The 23,957-nt window shown below is 46.8% G+C and carries 29 protein-coding genes and 1 pseudogene; 18 read left to right on the top strand and 12 right to left on the bottom strand.

The genetic code is table 11. The features are described from left to right. Positions 1 to 134: 134 nt before the first annotated feature. From AB5935_RS19365 to AB5935_RS19350, 4 genes are all read left to right on the top strand, one after another. Positions 135 to 1,028, top strand: a complete 894-nt coding sequence (locus AB5935_RS19365; protein ID WP_005840635.1) for an electron transfer flavoprotein subunit beta/FixA family protein — start codon at positions 135 to 137, stop codon at positions 1,026 to 1,028. A 5-nt stretch (positions 1,029 to 1,033) separates the two neighbouring features. Continuing rightward, positions 1,034 to 2,053, top strand: coding sequence for an electron transfer flavoprotein subunit alpha/FixB family protein (locus AB5935_RS19360; protein WP_007831072.1), 1,020 nt, complete (start codon positions 1,034 to 1,036; stop codon positions 2,051 to 2,053). Then, complete coding sequence (locus AB5935_RS19355) at positions 2,053 to 3,759, top strand: acyl-CoA dehydrogenase family protein (RefSeq protein ID WP_007831071.1); 1,707 nt, start codon at positions 2,053 to 2,055, stop codon at positions 3,757 to 3,759. The genes AB5935_RS19360 and AB5935_RS19355 overlap by 1 nt, the downstream gene beginning before the upstream one ends. Positions 3,760 to 4,213: 454 nt before the next feature. After that, on the top strand, positions 4,214 to 4,822 hold the full coding sequence (locus AB5935_RS19350) for a histidine decarboxylase, pyruvoyl type (RefSeq protein WP_007831068.1): 609 nt from the start codon (positions 4,214 to 4,216) through the stop codon (positions 4,820 to 4,822). 82 nt (positions 4,823 to 4,904) lie between these two features. On the opposite strand, the gene AB5935_RS19345 is transcribed toward AB5935_RS19350, so the two are convergent. Beyond that, on the bottom strand, positions 4,905 to 5,315 hold the full coding sequence (locus AB5935_RS19345) for a PaaI family thioesterase (RefSeq protein ID WP_007831066.1): 411 nt from the start codon (positions 5,313 to 5,315) through the stop codon (positions 4,905 to 4,907). A 27-nt stretch (positions 5,316 to 5,342) separates the two neighbouring features. After that, positions 5,343 to 6,431 (bottom strand): DUF2027 domain-containing protein, encoded by a 1,089-nt coding sequence (locus AB5935_RS19340; RefSeq protein WP_007831058.1) that lies wholly within the window; start codon positions 6,429 to 6,431, stop codon positions 5,343 to 5,345. A gap of 64 nt (positions 6,432 to 6,495) precedes the next feature. On the opposite strand from AB5935_RS19340, the gene AB5935_RS19335 reads away from it, so the two are divergent. The 5 genes from AB5935_RS19335 (at position 6,496) to AB5935_RS19315 (ending at position 13,716) form a co-directional block, all read left to right on the top strand. Next, on the top strand, positions 6,496 to 7,713 hold the full coding sequence (locus AB5935_RS19335; protein ID WP_007831057.1) for an S-adenosylmethionine:tRNA ribosyltransferase-isomerase: 1,218 nt from the start codon (positions 6,496 to 6,498) through the stop codon (positions 7,711 to 7,713). Positions 7,714 to 8,022: 309 nt separating this feature from the next. Further along, a complete protein-coding gene (locus AB5935_RS19330) occupies positions 8,023 to 9,999 on the top strand; it encodes an N-6 DNA methylase (protein WP_038604752.1) in 1,977 nt (658 codons plus the stop codon). 8 nt (positions 10,000 to 10,007) lie between these two features. Next, entirely contained in the window at positions 10,008 to 11,333 is a 1,326-nt protein-coding gene (locus tag AB5935_RS19325; RefSeq protein WP_038611503.1) for a restriction endonuclease subunit S, read from the top strand. An 18-nt stretch (positions 11,334 to 11,351) separates the two neighbouring features. Next, positions 11,352 to 12,449, top strand: a complete 1,098-nt coding sequence (locus tag AB5935_RS19320; protein WP_022185912.1) for a YhcG family protein — start codon at positions 11,352 to 11,354, stop codon at positions 12,447 to 12,449. Between the two features lie 67 nt (positions 12,450 to 12,516). Further along, a complete protein-coding gene (locus tag AB5935_RS19315) occupies positions 12,517 to 13,716 on the top strand; it encodes a type I restriction endonuclease (RefSeq protein ID WP_368327524.1) in 1,200 nt (399 codons plus the stop codon). An 84-nt stretch (positions 13,717 to 13,800) separates the two neighbouring features. Here the strand turns inward: AB5935_RS19315 and AB5935_RS19310 are convergent, their stop codons facing one another. Beyond that, positions 13,801 to 14,013: a hypothetical protein gene (locus AB5935_RS19310; RefSeq protein WP_007567577.1), complete on the bottom strand. Its 213-nt coding sequence runs from the start codon at positions 14,011 to 14,013 to the stop codon at positions 13,801 to 13,803. A gap of 106 nt (positions 14,014 to 14,119) precedes the next feature. On the opposite strand from AB5935_RS19310, the gene AB5935_RS19305 reads away from it, so the two are divergent. The 9 genes from AB5935_RS19305 (at position 14,120) to AB5935_RS19265 (ending at position 18,037) form a co-directional block, all read left to right on the top strand. Then, positions 14,120 to 14,530, top strand: coding sequence for a hypothetical protein (locus AB5935_RS19305; RefSeq protein ID WP_368327523.1), 411 nt, complete (start codon positions 14,120 to 14,122; stop codon positions 14,528 to 14,530). Positions 14,531 to 14,691: 161 nt separating this feature from the next. Then, positions 14,692 to 14,907 (top strand): hypothetical protein, encoded by a 216-nt coding sequence (locus AB5935_RS19300; RefSeq protein ID WP_004291535.1) that lies wholly within the window; start codon positions 14,692 to 14,694, stop codon positions 14,905 to 14,907. 11 nt (positions 14,908 to 14,918) lie between these two features. After that, the gene (locus AB5935_RS19295; protein WP_004291534.1) at positions 14,919 to 15,140 is read left to right on the top strand and encodes a hypothetical protein; all 222 of its coding nucleotides are present in this window, start codon (positions 14,919 to 14,921) and stop codon (positions 15,138 to 15,140) included. Positions 15,141 to 15,153: 13 nt separating this feature from the next. After that, positions 15,154 to 15,570, top strand: a complete 417-nt coding sequence (locus AB5935_RS19290; protein ID WP_004291533.1) for a PcfK-like family protein — start codon at positions 15,154 to 15,156, stop codon at positions 15,568 to 15,570. Beyond that, a complete protein-coding gene (locus AB5935_RS19285) occupies positions 15,567 to 16,898 on the top strand; it encodes a PcfJ domain-containing protein (RefSeq protein WP_004291532.1) in 1,332 nt (443 codons plus the stop codon). The genes AB5935_RS19290 and AB5935_RS19285 overlap by 4 nt, the downstream gene beginning before the upstream one ends. A 24-nt stretch (positions 16,899 to 16,922) precedes the next feature. Further along, the gene (locus tag AB5935_RS19280) at positions 16,923 to 17,180 is read left to right on the top strand and encodes a hypothetical protein (RefSeq protein ID WP_004291531.1); all 258 of its coding nucleotides are present in this window, start codon (positions 16,923 to 16,925) and stop codon (positions 17,178 to 17,180) included. A 19-nt stretch (positions 17,181 to 17,199) separates the two neighbouring features. Further along, entirely contained in the window at positions 17,200 to 17,433 is a 234-nt protein-coding gene (locus AB5935_RS19275; RefSeq protein WP_004304291.1) for a DUF3873 domain-containing protein, read from the top strand. Next, positions 17,430 to 17,675, top strand: coding sequence for a DUF6956 domain-containing protein (locus AB5935_RS19270; RefSeq protein ID WP_004291529.1), 246 nt, complete (start codon positions 17,430 to 17,432; stop codon positions 17,673 to 17,675). The genes AB5935_RS19275 and AB5935_RS19270 overlap by 4 nt, the downstream gene beginning before the upstream one ends. 53 nt (positions 17,676 to 17,728) lie before the next feature. Continuing rightward, positions 17,729 to 18,037 (top strand): hypothetical protein, encoded by a 309-nt coding sequence (locus tag AB5935_RS19265; protein WP_004304290.1) that lies wholly within the window; start codon positions 17,729 to 17,731, stop codon positions 18,035 to 18,037. A 33-nt stretch (positions 18,038 to 18,070) separates the two neighbouring features. Here the strand turns inward: AB5935_RS19265 and AB5935_RS19260 are convergent, their stop codons facing one another. The 9 genes and pseudogenes from AB5935_RS19260 to AB5935_RS19220 form a co-directional block, all read right to left on the bottom strand. Beyond that, on the bottom strand, positions 18,071 to 18,460 hold the full coding sequence (locus AB5935_RS19260) for a hypothetical protein (protein WP_004291527.1): 390 nt from the start codon (positions 18,458 to 18,460) through the stop codon (positions 18,071 to 18,073). A 64-nt stretch (positions 18,461 to 18,524) separates the two neighbouring features. Beyond that, positions 18,525 to 19,052 carry a glycoside hydrolase family protein gene (locus tag AB5935_RS19255; protein ID WP_004291526.1) on the bottom strand — a complete coding sequence of 176 codons (528 nt, stop codon included), beginning with the start codon at positions 19,050 to 19,052 and terminating at the stop codon, positions 18,525 to 18,527. Beyond that, positions 19,049 to 19,552: a DUF3872 domain-containing protein gene (locus AB5935_RS19250; protein ID WP_004291525.1), complete on the bottom strand. Its 504-nt coding sequence runs from the start codon at positions 19,550 to 19,552 to the stop codon at positions 19,049 to 19,051. Before AB5935_RS19250 ends, AB5935_RS19255 begins: the two co-directional genes overlap by 4 nt. Beyond that, positions 19,549 to 20,451, bottom strand: a complete 903-nt coding sequence (locus tag AB5935_RS19245) for a toprim domain-containing protein (RefSeq protein WP_004291524.1) — start codon at positions 20,449 to 20,451, stop codon at positions 19,549 to 19,551. The genes AB5935_RS19250 and AB5935_RS19245 overlap by 4 nt, the downstream gene beginning before the upstream one ends. Before the next feature lie 7 nt (positions 20,452 to 20,458). Further along, positions 20,459 to 21,034 (bottom strand): conjugal transfer protein TraO, encoded by a 576-nt coding sequence (locus AB5935_RS19240; protein WP_004291523.1) that lies wholly within the window; start codon positions 21,032 to 21,034, stop codon positions 20,459 to 20,461. A 2-nt stretch (positions 21,035 to 21,036) separates the two neighbouring features. After that, the gene (traN, locus tag AB5935_RS19235; protein ID WP_004291522.1) at positions 21,037 to 22,023 is read right to left on the bottom strand and encodes a conjugative transposon protein TraN; all 987 of its coding nucleotides are present in this window, start codon (positions 22,021 to 22,023) and stop codon (positions 21,037 to 21,039) included. 34 nt (positions 22,024 to 22,057) lie between these two features. Next, a complete protein-coding gene (gene traM, locus AB5935_RS19230; protein ID WP_004291521.1) occupies positions 22,058 to 23,410 on the bottom strand; it encodes a conjugative transposon protein TraM in 1,353 nt (450 codons plus the stop codon). Further along, positions 23,391 to 23,699: a TraL conjugative transposon family protein gene (locus tag AB5935_RS19225; protein WP_004291520.1), complete on the bottom strand. Its 309-nt coding sequence runs from the start codon at positions 23,697 to 23,699 to the stop codon at positions 23,391 to 23,393. The genes traM and AB5935_RS19225 overlap by 20 nt, the downstream gene beginning before the upstream one ends. A 6-nt stretch (positions 23,700 to 23,705) precedes the next feature. Then, positions 23,706 to 23,957, bottom strand: a pseudogene (locus AB5935_RS19220) (conjugative transposon protein TraK); the annotation flags it as partial.

The following is a 23,957-nucleotide window of genomic DNA, read 5'->3' as shown; positions in this document are numbered from 1 at the left end:
CATTTGTATCCTCCTCGATTCATGCTCAAACCTCACCTTTTTGTGCATATTTTCTCCCCATATCCTTTTGTCGCTCAAATTGTTTAAGTAAATTTGCCGTCGGAATATTACTAATACCAAATATATTAAAGTATATGAGTTTAAAAATTGTAGTACTGGCAAAACAAGTTCCCGACACACGCAATGTGGGGAAAGATGCCATGAACGCTGACGGTACTATCAACCGTGCGGCACTTCCGGCTATCTTCAATCCGGAAGACCTGAACGCCTTGGAACAGGCACTCAGACTGAAAGACACACATCCCGGCTCTACGGTAACTATCCTGACCATGGGCCCCGGACGCGCTGCCGAAATTATTCGTGAAGGTTTATACAGAGGAGCAGACAATGGATATTTATTGACCGACCGTGCTTTTGCCGGTGCTGACACGTTGGCCACTTCATACGCCATCGCTACGGCTATCCGCAAAATAGGCGAATGTGATCTGATTATCGGTGGCCGTCAGGCTATCGACGGTGATACCGCACAGGTAGGTCCGCAGGTAGCGGAAAAACTGGGGTTAAGCCAGATTACTTATACGGAAGAAATTCTGAATGTGGACGAAACTGCCCGCCGCATCACTGTAAAACGCCATATTGACGGCGGGGTAGAAACAGTGGAAGGTCCTCTGCCTATTGTACTGACAGTGAACGGAAGTGCAGCTCCCTGCCGTCCGCGCAATGCCAAATTGTTACAGAAATACAAACGTGCTCTCGGCGCACAGGAAAAAGCAGCCATCACTAAAGACGGTTCTGAACTGCCTTACGCTGAACTATATGAAAAATTCCCTTACCTGAATATCACTGAATGGAGTGTGGCCGATGTAGAAGGAGACACCAAGCAGTGCGGTCTGTCAGGCTCTCCCACCAAAGTGAAGAAGATTGAAAACATCGTCTTCCAGGCAAAAGAAAGCAAGACCATGACAGGAAGCGACCAGGATGTGGAAGGATTGATTGTCGAACTGTTAGCTAACCATACAATAGGATAACGATTATGAATAATGTATTTGTATATTGCGAGATTGAAGGCACAACAGTGGCCGATGTGAGTCTCGAACTTTTAACCAAAGGCCGTAAATTAGCTAATCAGTTAGGCTGCCAGCTTGAGGCAATCGCTGCCGGAACCGGCCTTGCAGGAATTGAAAAACAAGTATTGCCCTACGGAGTAGACAAACTTCATGTATTCGATGCTCCGGGTCTGTTCCCTTATACTTCACTGCCCCACACTTCTATCTTGGTGAATCTGTTTAAAGAAGAAAAACCGCAAATCTGTCTGATGGGCGCTACCGTTATCGGCCGCGATCTGGGACCACGTGTATCTTCCGCATTGACTAGCGGACTGACTGCCGACTGTACCCAGTTGGAAATCGGTACCCACGAAGACAAGAAAAATGGCATCACTTACGAAAATCTGTTGTATCAGATTCGTCCCGCCTTCGGTGGTAACATCGTTGCAACCATTGTCAACCCCGAGCACCGTCCGCAGATGGCGACCGTTCGCGAAGGCGTGATGAAGAAAGAGATTCTGGATGAAAGCTACCAGGGAGAAGTGGTGAACCACGACGTTGCCAAGTTTGTTCCTGAAACAGACTATGTAGTAAAAGTCATCGACCGCCATGTAGAAAAAGCCAAACATAACCTGAAAGGCGCACCTATCGTGATTGCCGGAGGTTACGGAATGGGATCTAAAGAAGGTTTTGACAAATTGTTCGAACTGGCCAAAGAACTTCACGCCGAAGTGGGTGCCAGCCGTGCAGCTGTCGATGCAGGTTATGCAGACCATGACCGCCAGATTGGTCAGACGGGTGTAACCGTCCGTCCCAAACTGTATATCGCTTGCGGTATCTCCGGACAAATCCAGCACATCGCAGGTATGCAGGATGCAGGTATCATCATCTCTGTAAACAGTGACCCGAACGCTCCGATCAACACCATTGCCGACTATGTGATTAACGGCACTGTGGAAGAAGTCGTTCCGAAATTGATTAAGTATTATAAAAAGAACAGTAAGTAATGGCAAACTTTTATACCGATATACCGGAACTCAAGTATCACTTGAACAATCCGATGATGGAGCGCATCTGCCAACTGAAAGAGCGCGACTATAGAGATAAAGACGAGTTCGATTATGCACCGCAGGATTATGCCGATGCAATGGACTCTTACGATAAGATTCTGGAGATCACAGGTGAGATTACAGGTGAAACTATCGCTCCCAATGCCGAAGGGGTAGACGAAGAAGGTCCTCACTGTGGAAACGGACGTGTGGAATATGCTTCAGGAACCAAGCAGAACCTCGACGCTATGGTAAAAGCCGGACTGAACGGTATGACCATGCCTCGTCGTTTCGGTGGCTTGAACTTCCCCATCACCCCGTACACCATGTGCGCGGAAATTGTTGCCGCTGCCGATGCGGGATTCGGAAACATCTGGTCTTTGCAAGACTGTATCGAAACGCTGTATGAGTTCGGTAACGAAGACCAGCACAGCCGTTTCATTCCCCGTATTTGTGCGGGTGAAACCATGTCTATGGACTTGACCGAACCCGATGCCGGTTCCGACCTTCAGTCAGTAATGCTGAAAGCTACTTTCGATGAAGCCAACAACTGCTGGCGTCTGAACGGTGTGAAACGTTTCATCACTAACGGTGACGCTAATCTTCACCTGGTATTGGCACGTAGCGAAGAAGGAACCAAAGACGGACGTGGTTTGTCTATGTTCATCTATGACAAAAACGAAGGAGGTGTAGATGTACGCCGCATCGAAAATAAATTAGGTATCCACGGCTCTCCTACCTGCGAACTGGTTTACAAGAACGCGAAAGCCGAACTTTGCGGTGACCGTAAGCTCGGTTTGATTAAATACGTAATGGCCTTGATGAATGGTGCGCGTCTGGGTATCGCCGCCCAGTCAGTAGGTTTGTCACAAGCCGCTTACAACGAAGGACTGGCATACGCCAAAGAACGTAAGCAGTTCGGAAAAGCCATCATCGATTTCCCAGCAGTATATGACATGCTGTCTATCATGAAAGCCAAACTGGATGCAGGCCGTGCATTGCTTTACCAGACTTCACGCTATGTGGATATTTACAAAGCATTGGATGATATTGCCCGCGAACGCAAACTGACTCCTGAAGAACGTCAGGAACAAAAAGTCTACGCCAAGCTAGCAGACAGTTTTACTCCGCTTTCCAAGGGTATGAACTCTGAATATGCCAACCAAAATGCATACGATTGTATCCAGATTCACGGTGGTTCAGGTTTCATGATGGAATATGCTTGCCAGCGCATCTATCGCGACGCACGCATCACCAGCATTTACGAAGGAACGACCCAGTTGCAGACTGTAGCCGCTATCCGTTATGTAACCAACGGTTCTTATATCGCAACCTTGCGTAATTACGAGGCTATTCCTTGCAGTGAAGAAATGCAACCGCTGATGGACCGTGTGAAAGAAATGGCCAACAAATTTGACGCATGCACTAATGCAGTAAAAGAGGCCCAGAATCAAGAGTTGCTTGATTTCGTTGCACGCCGTCTTTATGAAATGGCTGCCGTATGCATCATGTCACATCTTCTTATCCAAGATGCGACAAAAGCACCTGAATTGTTCGCCAAGTCAGCCCATGTATATGTAAACTATGCAGAAGCTGAAATAGAAAAACATTTCAATTTCATCCGTAAAATAAAAGCAGATGATTTAGCCGACTATCGTTTGTAAACTTCATTCCATTCTATAAAAAGACGTTCTATTCTTCACCGAATAGAACGTTTTTTGTAGGATTTACTTTTAAACACATACTGATACAAAATCAAAAACGCCCGTTTCACAACGAGCGTTTTCCTTATAAACAAAGCCTCATCCGACCTTATTTACTAACAAACTTATTATTAACGTATTTATAAAACTGCTTCTTCATATCCTTCCTACAACCATATCGATCCCTCTATCCAGACAAACTAATAATCCGTCCACCTTTCTTCTACTCAATCTTGATTCTCAAACTTTTTCTTTTTCCACAAGTAAAATTAAAGCTTTATTATCATTGAGACAAGAGTTATCGACCAATCTCCTTATTTCATCTATTAACACCCGTTTTTGTTCCTTATCAAACTATTTCGAACTTTTCGTTCCACCTAATGTTATGAGAGAAACTTATTAAAAACCTTGACTTATGAAAGAATTAGAATTAACCAGTAACGCCGCTTTGACGGATGCGGTATATGAAACCGCCCTGAACGGCTCTTTTCTTGAAGTTAAACTTGTAGCAGGTTCCGTGGGCGATGATGAACCTAGAGGAATGCAACCGGAATATGAATGTTATCACATCAGCTATCCGGACAAAAAAGACACAATTTTATTCGAGCAACCTTTGGATGCCGCCGATGACAAAGTAACCGTATATGATTTGGGAAAGAAAATCAAATCCATAGAAGGCTGTTGCCACAAGACACTGACAAAAGGCGAAAGCCGCACAGCCACAGCACGTAAAGTAGTTGCTCATGGTCCTATGTGGATTTATGTGGCTATTGCTATCGGTATGGATAAAGCAGGCACCGAATCACCTTTTATGATTGTTCAAGGAGCAGGTACTTACGGCTCTGAAAACACAACAGAAAGTGAGATGATAGGCTATGTTGACGGGCGTATTCATGAAATGACCGCTCTGCTAGTACGCCGCGCACATTTAAAAACACTGCATCTGGCAAGTATTCGTGTAGGCTACAAATATCTGTTTGTAGAACCGGGAAGAATAGGAAAAGCTAAAGTAAAAGAAGGATAGGATAACGAAACATTATCTTCACCGATAACCATTAAAAAGCCTGCTGCCGAAAAACGGTAACAGGCTTTTTTATTCTCGTGAATCACTCTAACGTATCTACCGGCAAATCTGATTCTTTACGATAGCCTGATGAAGTAAATATAGCTATCAGTTCTCCTTGTTCATCTGTTATCTTCACCTCGACAAAAGGAATGCGATGATGATTGAACACCTCAGTAGCATCGGCATACACGTAACCCAGTTTGGCGGGACGGAGAAAAGTGATATTGGCATTCACGGAAAGTGTAAGCTTCTTACGGCTGTTCGCCACAGCGGCAAAAGCCAAATCTGCCAATGTAAACAAAGCTCCCCCTTGGCATACCCCTCCTCCGTTCAGATGACGATCAGTCACTTCCATACGCGCACGGGCATAACCCGGCTTTATTTCAAGAAGTTCCACTCCCGTACAGGTAGCGAAACGATCCGTCTTCAAAAATTCTTTCAATGTTGTCATATTACAATCTGTATGAATGAAAGACTTTTAGTGAATAATCACCATCGTAGCCCCGAAACCATATTCACGGAACGAAGCATCCTGACTTTCATAGTTTTTATATTTATATTTCAACTCCTGCAAGATAGATTTGCGTAGCACACCATCTCCCTTACCATGAATAAAGACAATTTTCTGTCCCTTCTTGTTCTTGTATTCTTCCAATGTCTTGCGGAAAACATCCAATTGATAATTCAATATCTCACTATTGCTCATACCGGCAGTCGTATCCAGCAACTCGTGAGCATGGAGATCAATCTCTACAATTTCACTCTTCACTTTCTTGGGTTGTGGTTGTTTTGCCATTTGCGGTTCCGGTTCTTTTTTCTGTAGCAATGCATCCTTTATATCCTCCGCTGAAACAAAAACCTGTTTCACCGGAACATCATCTCTCACAATATCATAAATAAGTGACGGTTCTTCAAAGAAAATACTCTCACGGAAAGTATGCAGTTTATAAAACTTCACTGTATCTATACGTAGTTCTACCGATACGGCAGGCTTGAACAAAAAGCTTTTGTTATCCTTGAAAGCGATGAACTGCACCGCCACCCTTTCCAATTCATTTAAAGCGCTTTTCTCGAATTCCTCTATATAGAATTTAGTATTCGGTTCCACCGTGCCATGGCTACGTACCCGCCAGTTACTTCCTTCGGCAGTAAGATAAGTAAAGTACAATGTGAAATTGCTGTCGTTAATAAGATACGAGTCAAATGCCGTTGCTGAAATAGCCTTGAGATCTTGTGGTACAAAAGCAAGCATCACATTCAAGATATCCCCCCCTTTTCGCTCAGCCGGACGATAAGTAATGGGACGTTCATCCTCCTCTTCATCCTGACGTACCTTGACTGACGCTCCTTTTGCCTTTGCACTGACAACCTCCTGTTTAGGAGCCGGAGCTACGGGTTTACGCTTCATGTTATAATCATCCGTGTCTATAACCACACACTCTTTTATGGGCATCGGAATATCAAAACCATCGGCATCTTCTACCAAGACCATGTCTTTTCCTTGAAATCCTGTCACAACACCGCCCCCTACCTCACTAAGGAAACGGACTTTATCTCCTATTTTCATACTCTTTTCTTTTTTAGTTAGCGCAAATATCGGTACTTTTGCGCAGAAAAAGAAATAGATTCAGATGGAAGATACCAAACATATCAAAATAAGTGAGTTCAACTACCCGCTACCCGATGAACGGATCGCCAAATTCCCCCTCGCCACACGCGACCAGTCCAAACTGTTAGTTTACCGCCACGGTGAGGTGAACGAAGATGTCTTTACTTCTTTGCCGCAATATTTGGAATCCGGAGAATTGATGATATTCAATAATACCAAAGTAATTCAAGCGCGTCTGCATTTCCGTAAAGAAACAGGGGCATTGATAGAGGTCTTCTGTCTGGAACCTATCCAGCCCAATGACTATGTGCTAAGTTTTCAACAAACACGCCGGTGCAGCTGGCTATGCATGATAGGTAATCTGAAAAAATGGAAAAAAGGTACGTTAAGCCGCGTGGTGGATGTGAAAGGAAAGCAAATTGTCCTGTCCGCCACCCGTGGAGAGTGTAGGGGAACCAGTCATTGGATTGATTTCTCATGGGATGATGATTCAATCACATTTGCCGACCTGTTGGAAGTAATAGGTGAACTGCCCATCCCTCCCTACCTGAACCGTGAAACACAAGAAAGTGACAAGGAAACTTATCAGACGGTTTATTCAAAGATAAAAGGTTCCGTTGCCGCTCCTACCGCAGGGCTTCATTTTACGGAAAGAGTACTGGCAGCGCTGGACGAACGGGGAATTGACCGTGAGGAACTGACTTTACACGTAGGCGCAGGTACTTTCAAGCCCGTAAAAAGTGAAGAGATAGAGGGACATGAGATGCATACGGAATACATTTCTGTAAGCAAGCATACCATTGAAAAACTAATCGCCCATAATGGAAAAGCCATTGCGGTAGGAACCACTTCTGTACGCACCCTGGAAAGTCTTTATTATATCGGGGTCCTTATCCACCATAACCCTGATGCCGCCCAAAACGAATTGCACGTACAGCAATGGATGCCCTATGAAGATAAGAATGAACTGACTCCAGTGGAAGCCCTGCAACAAATTCTGGATTATCTGCACCGCCACGAAATGGAAGCGTTGCATAGCAGTACTCAAATTATCATCGCACCGGGATATCAATACAAAATAGTCCGGAAAATGGTCACCAATTTCCATCAACCACAAAGTACATTACTGCTATTGGTTTCTGCCTTTGTGAGAGGAAACTGGCGAAAGATTTATGACTATGCTTTGGAACATGATTTCAGGTTCCTGAGCTATGGAGACAGTTCGTTGCTGATCCCCTAAAACTTCATCACAGATATAAAGCCTTTCTTCCGTATTATTAAGGCTTTTTATACAAATGTTTACTACATCCTACGACAGCAGGACGTATATCCTATTGCAATGGGGCGTCTTAGTATGCTGTATAAAAAGAATTAGTCATCCGTATAAAAAGTCTTAGCTATGCCCAAGAAGCAACTTGGAAAAAGACATTGGTAAACGGAAATAGATTTTTAGTCAACGAGAAAAGAATTTGAGAATAATCCACTATTTTTGTATTTGAGTAAAAGACTATACACAATATGACTAGAAACGAACAATGAAAAATCCAATATGACAGCAGAAGAATTAGGTCAGATGATATGGAACGTGAAGGAGCTCCTTCGCAATGTATATGACAATAAGGACGTGGAGGATGTAATCCTTCCGTTCACTCTCCTCCGCCGTCTGGACTGCGTACTTGTAGGTTCAGAGGCCCTTGTGGCAACTAACATGAAGCAGCTTGAAGAACTTGGTCAGACCTCACAAGAGGATATCGACAATATGATGCCGATGCTCATGGATGCTGCCGGCTACAAATTCTACAACACGAGTGGTCTGTCACTCTCTAAGTTGATAACAGTTCCTGCCGACTTGACGAACAACTTTAAGACCTACCTTGAAGGTTTCAGTCCAAACATCCGTGAGATTCTGAAAAACTTCACCGGTAAAGGTGAAAACGCAAGCCTGAGCGACATCTTCTCAAACCTTGCCCGCAAGAACCTGCTGCTCCAAGTGACTAAAGCTTTTGTACTGAACATCGACCTCAGTCCCGACAAAGTAGACAACCACATGATGGGTACTGTTTTCGAAATTGTCATTCGTTACGCAAAAGAATCTGTAGGTATCGGTGCCGGTCAGTTCTATACTCCTCGTGACATCGTCCGCTTGATGACGGAGATTACCTTGCTCGGCCAAGAAGATAAGATTTACCAAGATGGGAAGATAATCTCTGTGTATGACCCCTGCTGTGGTACAGGCGGCATCCTGACATTGACCAAGGACACCATAGAGGAAACAGCAAAGGAGCGTAGAGTGGATGTAACTGTCAACCTGTTTGGTCAGGAATTAAACGACAAAACATACGCACTCTGCAAGAGTGATATTATCATGAAGGGGGACGAAGCAAAGGGTATCGCTGTAGGTGACACGCTTCTTGTCGATGAGTTCCGCGACCAAAAATTCAACTTTATGCTGGCGAACCCTCCGTACGGTGTGGACTGGAAACGTGAATACGACTCCGTTTCTGCCGAAGCGGAAGATAAAAACAGCCGCTTTGCTCCGGGACTGCCCGACAAAAGCGATGGTCAGTTACTATTCACCTTGCACATGCTCCATAAGATGGACCCCAAAGGCAGTCGTGTAGGCATTCTCTCTAATGGCTCACCATTGTTTAACGGTGGTGCAGGTTCCGGCTGGAGCAATATTCGCAAGCACATGCTTGACAATGATTTACTTGACGCTATCATTGCTTTGCCCGGTGGTTTGTTCTATGGCACAGGTATCGCTACCTACCTTTGGATATTTGATAACAAGAAACCCGAAAGCCACAAGAATAAAGTGCTACTGATAAATGCAGCTAAAGACGAGTACGTACAGCCTATGCGCAAGAACCTCGGTATGAAAAATGTCTTGGTCAGCGATTACGGTCGAAGTGAAATAGGTCGTATCTACCATGCTTTTGAGACTTGCGACAATGCAAAACTTATGGATAAGGACGATTTCTTCTATACTTATATTACCGTTGAACGTCCTCTCCGTCTTATATACAAGGATGTGAAGACAAAATATGCTGCGCTCGATGAAAAGAAACAGAGCGAAGCTTTGGCAAACATCGTTGCATTGGACGATATTGATACAGAGCGCACTGATGCTGAGTTCTTTGCTTACTTGGAGTCAAAAAAGATAAAGACTACCGCAAAACTTATCAAAGATTGTCGCACCTTCTTTGGTGAAGTGTCTGAAACTGCCCCCGAGGTTCATGTCATACCACTTGATGATAACAGCGACTTGGTCGCTGACACTAATTTGCGTGACTATGAATCGATTCCATTCAAGACGGATATTCAAGAGTATTTTCAAAACGAAGTCCTTCGCTTTGCTCCTGACGCATGGATGGATAGAGAGAAAGATAAGATAGGTTGCGAGTTCCCTATTTCAAAACTGTTTTATGAATATCAGCCGCTACGCTCAGTAGAGGATATCCTTGCGGATATTCGGGCACTTGAAGAAGATGAAGAACAGGAATTATCTTCATTGTTGAATGATTAAAAAGAGGGATGATGAAGAAATATGATGCTTATAAAGATAGTGGGGTGAAATGGATTGGAGAAATACCCAATCATTGGGAGGCGATAAAGATATCACGTGTACATCCAATAATAGGAAGTGGTACAACGCCATTATCCTCGCGTGAAGACTATTATTCAGAAAAAGGTCTTAACTGGCTTCAAACAGGTGATTTAAATAATGGATTGATAACTGAAACAAGTAAGAAAATAACCCCAAAAGCTGTAGATGAATGCAAAATGAAGTTCTATCCTATTCATTCTGTTGTGATTGCAATGTATGGAGCAACAATTGGTAAAGTTGGTTTACTTGATATAGAGACAGCAACCAATCAAGCCTGTTGTATAATTGTACCATCTAAAAGAATATGCCCAAAGTATACTTTTTATTCATTTATCATAGCTAAAGAAGAATTACTATTATCATCATTTGGAGGTGGACAACCTAATATAAGCCAAGATATAATCAGAAAATTAAAAGTCCCTGTTCCTCCGTTATCCGAACAGCAATCCATTGCCTCCTACCTTGATGTCAAGACCGAGAAGATTGACAAGATGATTGCTAAGGCAGAAAAGAAAATAGAATACCTTGATGAACTTAAACAATCACTTATCACTCGTGCCGTGATACGAGGACTGAATCCCAATGCACCACTAAAAGATAGTGGAATGAAATGGATTGGCGAAATCCCGGAACATTGGAAAATTATGCCTTTTAAATATTATGGCAAATTATGCAAAGGACTTACATTTTCAAAAGCAGACTTAACAGCAACTGGTGTTCCTGTAATGAGCTATGGTCAAATCCACTCAAAAGAAAATAAGAGTGTACGATTTTTTGAAGAAGGAATAAGATTTATCCCAAGGGAACTTGCTAAAAATGGAGATTCCGCTTTGGTAAAACAAGGAGATTTTATTTTTGCAGATACTTCAGAAGATTTAGAAGGATGTGGAAATTGTGTTTATAATGATACAACTAATCCTATTTATGCTGGTTATCATACCATTATATATAAAACAAGAGAAAGAGATTGCAAATACTTAGCTTATTTATTTAGGTCAAATGTATGGCGTTCACAAATTCGTTGTAGAGTAAGTGGTATAAAAGTCTATAGTATAACTCAAGGAATCATGTCACAAGTAAATATTCTCTTACCTCCTATGTCCGAACAGAAAGAGATTAGCACATACTTAGATACAAAATGTTCAAAGATTGACCACATTATCGCTACCCAAAAGAAAAAAATTGCTTATCTTCAAGAACTGAAACAAAGCCTCATTACCAACGTAGTGACAGGCAAGATAAAAGTAAGCTGACACATAAAGCATAAGACCATGAAAGCAAGCAATAATAAAGAAGAAGAACCTCATTTCGTAAAGCGAGATAAATTTGCTATAACCGCAGAATATAAGCAATGGTTTGCCGATATCAAATCTCGTTTGCGAAACAGTCAGATAAAAGCCGCCATCAAAGTAAACAGCACGCTGCTGGAGTTCTATTGGAGCTTAGGTCGTGACATTGTAAAGATGAAAGCGGAACAAGCATGGGGAAGTGGTGTTTTGCAACAGCTCAGCTTTGATTTGCGAGATGAGTTTCCTGGTATGAAAGGATTATCATACACCAACTTGCGGTATGCGGCACAGTGGTTCAGATTCTATACAAGCGATGATGAGTCAATTTGCCAACAACTTGTTGGCGAATTATCCATGCCACAAAAATTCGCTCTTGTGCCCTGGGGACATCACATTGAAATCATGGCAAAGAGTAAGACTGTGAACGAAGCATTATTCTATATAAACGAAGTGATTGCCGGCAACTGGAGTCGCGCCACGCTGATGAATATGCAGAAAGCAAGTCTTTATGAAAAACGAGGAAAAGCGCAGACCAATTTCAACGATAAGTTGCCACAACCACAAGATGAACTGGCACAAGAAATATTGAAAGACCCTTATAACTTCGATTTCCTCACATTGCGAAAACCATACAATGAACACATGCTTGAAGAAGCCTTAGAACACAATATCCGTCGTTTTCTGCTGGAATTAGGTACAGGTTTTGCATACGTTGGAAGTCAGATGGAACTTCGCATGCCTGGTGGAACCAGCTACTTTCCGGATATGGTATTCTATCATACAAAGCTGAAATGCTATGTCGTGCTTGAACTAAAAGTCGTGGAATTTGAGCCTGAATTTGCCGGTAAACTCAACTTCTATGTGTCGGCGGCAGACCATCTTTTGAAAGATGATAATGACAACCCCAGTATAGGACTGCTGGTATGCAAGTCGAAAAACGAGACGGTGGTTAAATGGGCTTTTGAAGGCATCGACCGACCGTTGGGAATAGCAACCTATGAACTTGATGAAGTACTGAAAAAGACACTGGCAGAGAAACTGCCAAGTATTGAAGACATAGAAAATGCAATAGAAGAGTAAATTGTGCAGAAACACTGCACGGTTATATACGAGCTTTGCAATCATAAAACGAAAAATATGAACCGATATGTTTGAACTACTAAACGAAACTCTCTTTGAGAAACACATAGCAGAATACCTTGCAGGAAGCAAGATGTACAATCAACGCACACCAAAGGATTTCAATATTCAAAAGTTGGTGGACTCAGATATGCTTTTACAATTTTTGCGCGAGCAACCTATGTGGCAGAAACTTATCACTCAAAGTTTCGCAGACGAACAAGATGCGCTCAACATTGTGATTGAAACTATCAACACGAAAATTAATCGTGGTGAAAGTTTGCTGTCACTGTTGAAGAATGGCTTCATGCTGCAAGGCCGACGCATCCGGTTGGCAGCTTTCAAACCGAAGATGACCCTTGATGATGATGATGCTGACCACCTCTACAAGAAAAATATCTTCAGCGTGGTTCGCCAGATGAAGTACAGCACGCAGGGCTTCGATAAGGATAACGAACTCGACCTCTGCATTCTGTTAAACGGTCTGCCTATCATTACTCTGGAACTGAAGAACGAAGCTACCGGTCAGACTGTGGTAAACGCCATGCACCAATATCAGACCAACCGCCACCCGCAGAACCGTATGCTTCGCACCTGCCTGGTCCATTTCGCCATGGATAACAACCGGGTGATGATGACCACCCAGTTGGCCGGCGATAATACACGCTTCCTCCCATTCAACAAGGAAACGGTGAATCCACAAGTAGAAGGAGATTATCCGACCTGCTATATGTGGAAAGAGGTGCTGCAAGCTGATTCTTTACTAAATCTCATTCAGCATTTCATTAAACACATTACACCTAAGAAGGGTGAACCGTTCTATATATTCCCCCGTTATCACCAGTTGCGTTGCGTACGCAACATCATTAGCGACGTGCGCGAGAAAGGTGTAGGGCAAACCTATCTCGTGCAGCACTCAGCAGGTTCAGGCAAAACAAAGAGCATGTCATGGCTGGCCTTCCAACTGGCAAACCTTCAGAATGTAGACAACACCCCGGTATTCGATTCGGTTATTATGATTACCGACCGTATTGTGCTCGACCGGAACATTGCCGATGAAATAAAGGGAATGGAAGAAGTAGCCGGTACTGTGAAAGACATCCGCAAAGGTTCACGTAATCTGGCAAAGGCATTAGCAGAAGGCGGTCACCGCATCATCATCTCCACGGAACAAAAGTTCAGCTTTGCAGCGAGAAGTTACGAAAAGAGTGTAATTTATTGGAAATGAGCGTAGGTTAATTGCTCTTGATAGTAATAGGTTACGATTTAGTTAGTTATCTACTGCATTATCCTTCTGCGCGTTGCGTAACCTTCAAAGAACTCTTCGTATGCAAAAGTAGCTATTTAATTCGAGATTTTGATATAAACTCCCGTTTTTTATCCCCTCATTCATAAGAATTTTCCGTAAAAGCGGTATTGTCCGTCGGCACACCATTGCCCAAAACGAGTTTGGAACAAACGTGTGCCGACTACCGCATAGCTGGAGAAAAGGGCATTGCCTCACGCCTAAACGATGTTTAGACAGATGAAGCAATGCCCCTTTCTTTTGCGCCTATGCCAAGAGGTGCTTTTACGGGTTTTCAAATGATTTTTCTTTTTTCGCTGTCTCTTTTGCCGGAAGCGGAAAGTGAATGCAGAGTGTGTCAGCCTGCCCCATGAATGAAACAGGCGCCCACACACAGCCGGACAAACCGGGAAGAATGATTGTTGCCACCCGGCTGAACAAGTTCCGTCGGATCGGAAACAATCATACTTCCTTTGTTGTGGTTTGCCCTTTTCACGCTTCCGGTGATGTCTTTTTCCTTTTGGTGATTCTTTTTTTTACGGATTTTCCCCTGAAGTTTTTTTCTACCCAATCTGCCTCTGTTTTCGTTTACCTCCATTTTGCGCCTTTCAGTGAGCCGCATCAGTCAGTCATTTTCGTTCTGGGCGCAAAGGTAATTCCGGGATTGGACGGGAAAGCAAGGTCAAGCCTCCTGTTTTCGGTAAAAATCTCCAGCCCTGCGGGTAGTATTTTGACCGAAAAACCTTGCATTCCCTAATCCCTACCTTTTCAAGCACCCGAAACGAAAACGACCGATGCGACAGAAAGACGCATAAAAAAAATGTCGGATAAACGAGAGGCAGATAAGATAGTTTGAAACTCAACTCCCTCAGCTCTTGAATCCGCATTAAAAACAAAAAAATCAAAAACAGCGAAGATATGACGGCAACGGCAAATTTCAGACAAATGGCGCAACACATCGGGTTGGCGATATGCGGCTTGATGATGCGCACCGCCTTCGGGGTGTTCGGCATCCTTTGGGGCATCATCAGAGAGATTGTAAACGGAGTGTTCCGAGTGGCGATAGGTGTAATCGTGGCTATCCTTTCCACCATTGCCTTCTTTGGCTTCATCCTTTGGTTATTCACCCTTTAACCCTTACCGACATGGCAAAAAGAAACAGCAAGACGGCAGCGCAGCAGTGCAGATATTACGAGGTGGACAACATCTTCGTGTATATGGTGGAAACGTACATCAACGGCAATTTTGAAACTTTCCGAAGATTGTACCACGAACTGAACAAGGACGCACGGAGGGATTTCATGGACTTCCTTCTCAGCGAGGTAGAGCCGACCTATTGGAGAGAGATACTGAAACAGATAATCTAAAAATGACAGCGATATGAAAGGAACAGACCATTTCAAGAGAACGATATATATGTACTTGGAACAGCGTGCGGAGGAAGATGCGCTATTTGCAAAGAAGTACCGCAACCCTGCCAAGAACATGGACGAGTGCGTGACCCACATTCTGAACTATGTGCAGAAAAGCGGTTGCAACGGTTTCACGGACGGAGAGATATTCGGGCAAGCCATCCACTACTATGAGGAAAACGAGATAGAGGTGGGCAAACCGATGGACTGCCAAGTGGTTGTGAACCACGTTGTGAAACTCACGGCAGAGGAAAAGGCGGAGGCACGTCAGAACGCTGTCCGCAAATACCAAGAGGAGGAACTCCGCAAGTTGCAGAACCGCCACAGACCGTCAGCGAGAAAAGAAAACCAACCCCAACCCTCATTATTTGATTTAGGCTTATGAAACCGAAGACCAAGATACAGAAAGAGGTGGCAAGACTTTCCGCCAACCTTCGCCCCATATCAGCGACACAAATAGATTGGGCATACCGCCACTGCGTTGAGCATATCGGCTACCGCACCAAGAAAGGGAACATCACCTGTTCCGACTGCGGTCACGAGTGGCACAGCGACAGCGGACTATGCGACACCCTTGAAGGCTGCACCTGCCCCAAATGCCATGCCGAACTCAAAGTGCAGGACACACGCAGACGCATCTACAAGGAAACGCAGAATTTCAGCGTGATAACCACCTGCAAAGGGTATCAGGTAATCCGCGTGGCGCAGGTCAGATGCGAGAGCAGGAAAGGCGAACCGATGCGTTTCTACTGCCACGAGGTCGTGCAGCGTTGGATTTCACCCGACGGCAAGGTTACGGACATGGCGTTGCTCCGTGGCTTCCTTTTCTGCTATTGCGATGTGTGGGCATTAGGCAGCGATATGGAGGTAAGACCGCACAACAGCCTATACGATGATGTGGTGGCAAGAAGCTGTGCATATCCAAAGATGAGGATATTGCCCCAACTCAGACGTAACGGCTTCAAGGGCGATTTCCACGGCATCTCCCCCGTGCGTCTTTTCAAAGCCTTGCTTTCAGACCCAAGAATTGAAACCCTTATGAAAGGCGGTGAGATTGAGGTCATGAAACACTTTCTTTTCAATACCCGTACTGCCGATGAATGTTGGGCATCATATCTGATTGCCAAGCGTCACAAGTATCAGATAGACAACCTCTCAATGTGGTGCGACTATCTGCGTATGCTCAAAAAACTCGGTCAAGACCTCCGTAACCCGAAGAACATCTGTCCCGAAGATTTCATGGCGGCACACGACAACGCAACCCGAAAAATTGAAGCCATACACGAGAAGGAAAGAGCCGCAGAGCAACGCCGTTGGGAGATTGAAAGGCGTGAGCGTGAGCAACAGCGACAACTCCAACGAAAGAAAGATGCGGAGGATTTCATCGCCAACAAATCCAAATTCTTCGGCTTGGTAATCACGGACGAGGAAATAATCGTCAAGGTGCTTGAAAGCATAGACGAGTATTACAACGAGGGCAAGACGCAGGGCATCTGCGTGTTTGGCAGTGGATACTACAAGAAAGCCGACACCCTCATACTATCGGCAAGGATTGGCGATGAGATTATTGAAACCGTAGAGGTGGACTTGCGAACCCTCGAAGTGGTGCAGTGCCACGGCAAGCACAACCAGGACACCGAATATCACGAGCGCATCATAGACCTTGTGAACAAGAACGCCAACCTTATCCGTGAGCGGATGAAAGCGGCATAGCATAACCCCTAAAACAACATTGATATGGAAGTAAGAATTGAAAGTATGATTTGTGTGTGGGATGATGCAATCCCCACGATGTTCCTTGAATTTGTGAACCTCCTCACTCTCACAACGAGTGAGGGGGAATTGAGAAAGAGCGTAAAGGAGTTTGCCGAGAAGCACGAACTTGACAAGTTTTTCCTTTACGGCTTCGGCTCACACCATTTCTACCTGCACCAACGCTACACAAGCAACCCCGAAATGGTGATGAAGAACAGAGTTCTGTCAGTACATTTTTAACCATCTAAAAAGCAACATTATGACAACACGAATGACCATCAACGGAGTAAGCACCTGCGCGGAAGCAGGTACGGAGAAATACGAGCGTTTCCAATCGGGTATCGGAAGACGCAGGCGGACACTTGTGCAGTACGACTACCGCCACCCCATAGACAGAGAATTGTTCTCTTGTGTCAAACCCACGTTGGACGAGTGCCGAGCCGCACGGGACAAGTGGCTGAACGCAAAGAAGGGAAAGGAGGACAGACTATGAACACGACCTATCAAACGCTGATAGTCAAGTTCAGCGAACCTATCACGGCATTGGACGGTATCTTTGACGATACCGGAGCGTGGGGAACGGACACCCTCAAGGGGTGGATAGATGATTACGAAAGCACACGTTTCACCGCCACCGACAGCCATACGGCAGTCATCACGAGCGAGTACAATATGGAATGTGTGAAAGAGTGGCTACAACGGCAGACCCCCATTTCCGAAATGCGAGAATTTTGAACGGGATGGCGGTGTCCGCACCGCCAATACTTAAAACCCTAAAAACAAAAGATATGATAGCCAAGACGATATTACAGCAGATAGGCGGAAAACGCTTCACCGCCATGACAGGTAGCCGTGATTTCATAGATATGGGCAACGGCTTACGGATGAGCCTTGCAAGGAACAAAACAAGTGCCAACCGCCTTGACATCATCTATGACGAAGGGGCAGACCTCTACAATATGCGCTTCTACCGCAGGACGTTCAGCAAAAAGACCTTTGAGTGCAAGACAAAGGACATTGCCGTACACGAGGGTATCTATTTTGATATGCTGGAGGAAATGTTCACGATGGTGACGGGACTTTACACACGCTTTTGAGTGGCGGGGCGGCGAGAGCCGCCCTACTTTCTTTCAGTGAGCATGATGGCGGACAAAGAAAGTAGCAAAGAAACCTTTGTCCAATCTGCGATAACTAAAAAATCCGCAAGTAAAACTTGCGGAGGCTATATATTGGGTCGTTATTTTTTGGTGGAGGGGAATGATAATCTCGAACCGTTGAACTACACATTTCTGCTTCGTCTCCATTTCCCCCAACGATTTGATACGTTCAATCATTTTTGTTGTTCCTTTCTGAATTTTCCTAAATACTTTCTTCATAATTTCGCTATACTTTTTATGGTTAATAACTATGTTTTGTATTGCTCTCACAACACTTACAACTTGAAGTGTTATTTGGAAACCGATAGGCAAAAATGGCTCAACGATGTCAATTAACGAGAAAATCCTACGATAATCTATCAAGTGATAGAGCAAAAGACGTGCCAAGTTAAATATGGCACGTCTTTTGCCAGTTTTGTCAGTCCTTTTATGGGATATACAACAGCGCAAACTCCGCCTTTCTCCGTTTGAGCAGCATGGCGTGGCGTTTTCCTTTGTAGTTGCAGAAGGCTATATACTCACGGTAGATGTTCCTGTCACCAGCTTCCAGCTTCTTGATTAAGGTGCTTTTGGGGATTGTTTTGCTGCCTAACAGCTTCGCCGGTCCCACATTGTAAGCTAACGTGCCAAGCAAAATCGAATCAACCCCGAATTTACGGAACATGGCGACAAATTTGCGCAGGTCTTTCCGCAAAAGTTCATCCGCATCCCGTTTTGTCATGGTTCGTGCCGAATACTTCTCGTTTGGCAAAAGTTTGTGACCCCAACCGACGTATGGGTAGTGTTTTTCTGAGTGCCAGCCTTCAAAGTAGCGGCAGCATAAAAAAGCACGTTCCATAAGCGGCAGTCGGTAGATTGCCGCCTGCCCGTCCGTTCCCTCTTGGCGGCTGATCTGCGCGGACACAGAACAGACCGTCAGAAGTGAACAGAGCATTGTCATGAATACACGCATCATTTCAACAAGGGGCTGAAGTTGCCGATGGGAACGATGGTAAGATCGTCGTCCTTTACATTCCTGTTGTTGAAGTCAAATTCCAGTTCGTAGGAGTTGCTAAAGTTATCCTCCACCACCACGATGAAATTATGCGCCTCATCACCCGCCGCCGTGTAGTACAGGCGGAATTTTTCGTTCTCCAGCAGGTAGCGGTCGTTAGGCAGGAAGGTGATGCCGTTATCCATTTTGAGCGAGCCTTCCCCCTCGAACTGGAAATAGCGGATGGTATAGAGCGTACCCGAAAAGTCGCCCTCCTTTTTCAGTTCACAGCGGATTTCCACTGTCTGCCCCTTTACTACCTTGTTCGGCACGGGCATGACCTCCACCGTGAAGGGATAGGACTGCTGGATGTCCATGTCATCGTCACATGACACGAGGGTGAATGACATGGCGGCTATCAGGCATAACGCCACTGCCTTGAATATTGATGTTCTCTTGTTTCTGTTGTTCAGTATGTTCATTGTTCTTCGATTTTTAGATGGTTGTTTTTCTGTTTTTTCGTTGTCAGTTGCAGGTACTCGTTCAAGTCCTTGCAACCGTCATAGAGGGAGGAACGGTCGGTGACACGTTCCCCGTATCGCATGGTAAGTGCGGCAAGCGTCCGCCGTCCGGCTTCGTCACGGTCGAGGAAGCAGCCGATGCGCCCGTATCCGTCCAGCAATCCCGCCGCCTTCTCCACGTTGGCGACTGAGTTCAGCACAAGACAGTCAGCGTTACCGGTTACACCAAGCGTCACGGCAGAGAGAAAGTCCATGAAGCCCTCGAACACGAGGCACTCGTCAGCCGGGATGTCATTCGCCTTTACCAGTGATACAGACTTCGGAGGTATGCAACCCTTGAAATATCGGCTTCTGACTTCATAGCCACCTGCCATGTTCGGAAAGCCAACGGCAAAATACCGTTTCCCACGCACACCGTAGTTCAAGCGGCAGCAGTGACGGGATGCGATGGCGTAAGGGATGCCCCGTTCCTCTAAATACTCCGTCAGCAGTGAGCGGAGCAGCGGAGCGACCTCCACATCCTCAAAAACGGATTCGGTCGGCTTCGAGAGATAGACGGGCTTTTCCCATCCGGCAACCGTCATATTGGCGGCTTCCGCTATGAACTTCGCTTGCTTCATGAAGTCATCGCTTTGCAGAAACTCCCCGGCAAGCGTGAAGATGTCGCCGCCCTTGCCCAAACCGAAGTCGTACCAGAGCTGTTTCGCCACGTTCACACGGAAAGAGGATGTGCGCTCGCCCCTGTACGGGGCAAGATACCACAGCTCGTTACCGCTCCTTCTGACAGGCTCATGCCCCAGCCGTGCGAGAAAATCCGCAAGCGGCATCCTTCTGACAGCATCTATTTCCGTCCTTTCCATGCCCGTGTCAGTTGATGATGAACTTGATACCGACCCCGAACTGCGTGTGGAACTTCCGTGTGTCGCCACCCCAAAGGCAACGCTCCCGCAGGTTGGCAAGCAGGGCGATACGGTCTGCCACGTAACACTCCACATCGAGCGTCAGCGCACCGCCGTAGATGAAGGCGTCCCGGTCGTGCAGCGTGGAGCCGTCATGCAGCACCTTCTTCCCCCAATTTACCGCCTCATATCCGGCGAGAGCCGAAGCCCCGGCATAGACGAAAACAATCTTTCGGGCGTCCGACAGTATCTTGAAGTAATAGCCGCCCTCCGCCGTGAACTGCGCCACGGGTATCTTGGTGTCCTTGTAGGGATTGTTCTTCAACAGGTATTCGCCACCGAACACCCACTTGTTCCCCTTCTTCGTGTAGGTGGAGAGAGCCGCCCCGAAGCTGTACCCGCCGTCCTTGCCGCCGAGATTGAAGCCGTCCGCCATGTCCGCCCTCACCTCGATGCCCTGCATCTTCGGCAGACACCGCTGGGCGTGCGCCTGCCCTGTAAAAAGGGCAAGCGACGCGATGATTATTGCGATGTACTTTCTCATGGTCAGCGTACTTGAAGTTCGTTGATGGTACCCGCGCGTACCAAATCCTCGTTCTCAATCACGAAGGACTGGTGACGGCCGCCGTTCTTCTCGTTCAATTCCACCACGAGGCACTTGTCATCGGGGATGGTGAACTTCGCCATCGTGAAGACCGTGCGCTCGCTCTTTTTGCCCGGCACGAGGGTGGCGTAGTTCTGCGCGCGGAGCGGCAGAATAATCTGCTCCTGCACGGCAGTACGCTTCGCAACCTTCTTGTCCACGATTTTCCAAGTGATGTAGTCCACATCGAAAGGCACGTTGCTCTGGTTCTTTATCTCCGTGTGGAAATAAAGCAAGCCGTTGTGCGTGTAGATGCCTTTCAACAGGTATTGGATGCCGAAACGCTTGCAGCCGATATGCTTCACCTCGCGCTTGTTCTGTTTGTGGATGGACTTCATGATAAGGCGCACCAGCATCGGGCTTTCGCTGCCCAGCTCTTTCAGATAGATTTCCTGCGCGTTGTTCGGGCGGTTCACCGTGCTGCCGTCATGGATGAAGTCGCACATCTCCACGTTGAGCAACAGCGGTTCGGCGGCGTACTTCACGTTGAAGGTGTAGAAACTGCCGTCCTCCGTGATGACGGACATATTCGTTTCGTTGGGAAAATTCCTTACGGTAGCCTTCACACGGATGATGTTCTCCGCTCCGTCGGCTTTCCCGGCAATCAGGTCGGGCGAGCCTAAATCGACATAGCGCACCTCCGCCGGAAAAATGACGTGGACGGTCTTGTCGTAGGTCACTTCCAGACCGTGCGGCGGTATCATGCGGTCGAAGGTCAGCTTGCGTGACAGCCCGTGATATAGGTCGCCGTCCGCCTCCTTCTGCGGATAGACCTCCTTCGTCAAGGTCGGTTGTTCACTTCCGTTGGTCGTTTCAACGGTTACATTCTCCTGCGCGTTGGCAGTTATGATGCCCATAGCGAGGGCAAACATGATGATTACTTTTCTCATTACTTTTGGATTTTAGTGGTAATTTTTATTGTTTTCAATATTTTTCTTGGTAAAGCATGACCCTGTACCCGGCTTTCAGATGCACCTTGACGGTTCGCATCTTTTTGGCGATGTACTGGCTCGTGCCTTGTATCAGCCCCTTGCCCAAGTCGGAGGCGAGCTGCGCCCCGGCATTGGTGGAGATGTTGATGCTGCTTCCCAGCGAGCCGCCCATGTTGGCGGCGACCTCCCGGACGGCGTTCATCTCCATCGAGTTCGGGATGAAGATGCCGGGCTGTCCGTCCGTGTCATAGACCGCAAGCTCCACGGGGATAATCGTGCCGTCGTATTCCAGCGAGGTAATCTCGATGTCGAGCCGCTCACCCTGTATCTTGCCCGTGCCGACCACCACCGCACCCCGGGGTATTGTCCTGCCTGCCACCGCCATAGGCTCCAGCAGGCGCAGCCTTACCGTCTGCCCGTCCGTCACGCTCTGCGCCCCATGCACGCACGCCGGTATGGTGTTCCTGTCCAATACCTCCGCCGTGCCGACAGCCGTGTTGAAACCCCGGTTGCGTTCCTGCGATAAGGCGGCGACAAACTCCGCGTTACTCATAGGCTGTGAGAGTGAAGAAACTACTTGATGCTCCACCTGTCTGATAGGCATTGCCTTGTTCTTCTTCCCTTTCTGCACGGTAGTTGGCTCTGCCCTCTGTTCCGCCGATGGCTGTCCTCCGTTCTGACCGCCCATGTACTTTGCCGCCAGCTCGTAGGACTTCTCCATAAGAGCCACCTGCTCGTCCATAGAGGAAGCCTTGCCCCTCTCGCTTTCCAGTTCCGACTCCAGCGATGCGATGCGCTCCAACAATTCGTCCATCTCCGCATTGTCGTTTTTCGGCTGGTCGTAGAAGTTTCCGAGCGTGGCGTTCAGGTCACGGTAGGCGGCTGCGGAGGACTGGATGGTCTGCGGCGTGGCTGGCTTTGCCCTTTCTTCCTTGCCGCCCGGATTGGCGAGGTCGAAGTCCACTCCGTTCTCCGTTCCCGCTATCTCGCGGTCGAACATGTCGCCCAGCTGCCCGATGGCACGGTTGCGGCTCTCCTGACGCTCTTCCATCTCCCCATGCTCGTAGGCTTTCAGCTTGTCGCCGATAATCTGCCGGTTCGCCTTGTCAGCGTCGGGCATCTCGGTGTTGTATCCGTCCGTTCCCGGCGGTTGCTCCTTGCCGGAGGACGGGGCGAATATCAGCCACATCGCCCCGATGAACACCAACACCATAGCGGGCAGCACGATCATCTTCTGCCGTTTCAGCCGTTGCGCCTCTGTCAGCGGTTCGCGCTCCTTTTTCGGTTTCCCCGTTTCGGGAGCAGCTTTGTTCTCTTTCGTCGGTTCATTCTTTGTCTGTTCCATATAAATAAGGTGTTAAGTGATTGCCTGTTTCCGCCGGGGTCGGCAGTTCCACCCGTCCGGCGTGTCCCGTTTCCATATGTGAGCCGTCGTTCCTGCCGATGTCATAGACGGCTCTGCCGAAGGTGTAAAGGGCAAGCACCGCGAAGGCGGCGAACATCCCCAGCACGATGCGGCGGCGTGTTTCCGGCGGCAAGCCGTCCAGATACCCTTTGAGACTTGCCGCCAAGCGTTTCCGTTTGTCGTGGAGTTTCCAATACATGCCCCACATTGATTTTCTGATACTTTTCATGTCCTGTTACCGTTTGATAGTCTGTAAATCCTTGTTCTCAATGATGGTGAAACCCTCGATGGTAAAACCGTTCGGGTTGTCATCCGACCGCGATGCGTTCAGCAGGCGGCAGGTGGTCACGAGGCTGCGCTCGGTGACGTTGCTCTGCCGGATGATTTTCTGTGTGGCGTAGGTCACGGCACGGTAGGGATAGGCGTTGAAGTCGCACACCACGCTGTCCACCTTCAGCACTTGGTTGATGTTCCCGGCGATGATGCG

It is taken from the genome of Phocaeicola sp. RTP21198st1_B8_RTP21198_201120, assembly GCF_040929485.1.
GTDB lineage: Bacteria > Bacteroidota > Bacteroidia > Bacteroidales > Bacteroidaceae > Phocaeicola > Phocaeicola dorei.
The sequence above is the reverse complement of the archived record's forward strand: the minus strand, read 5'-3'. Positions and strand labels throughout refer to the sequence as shown.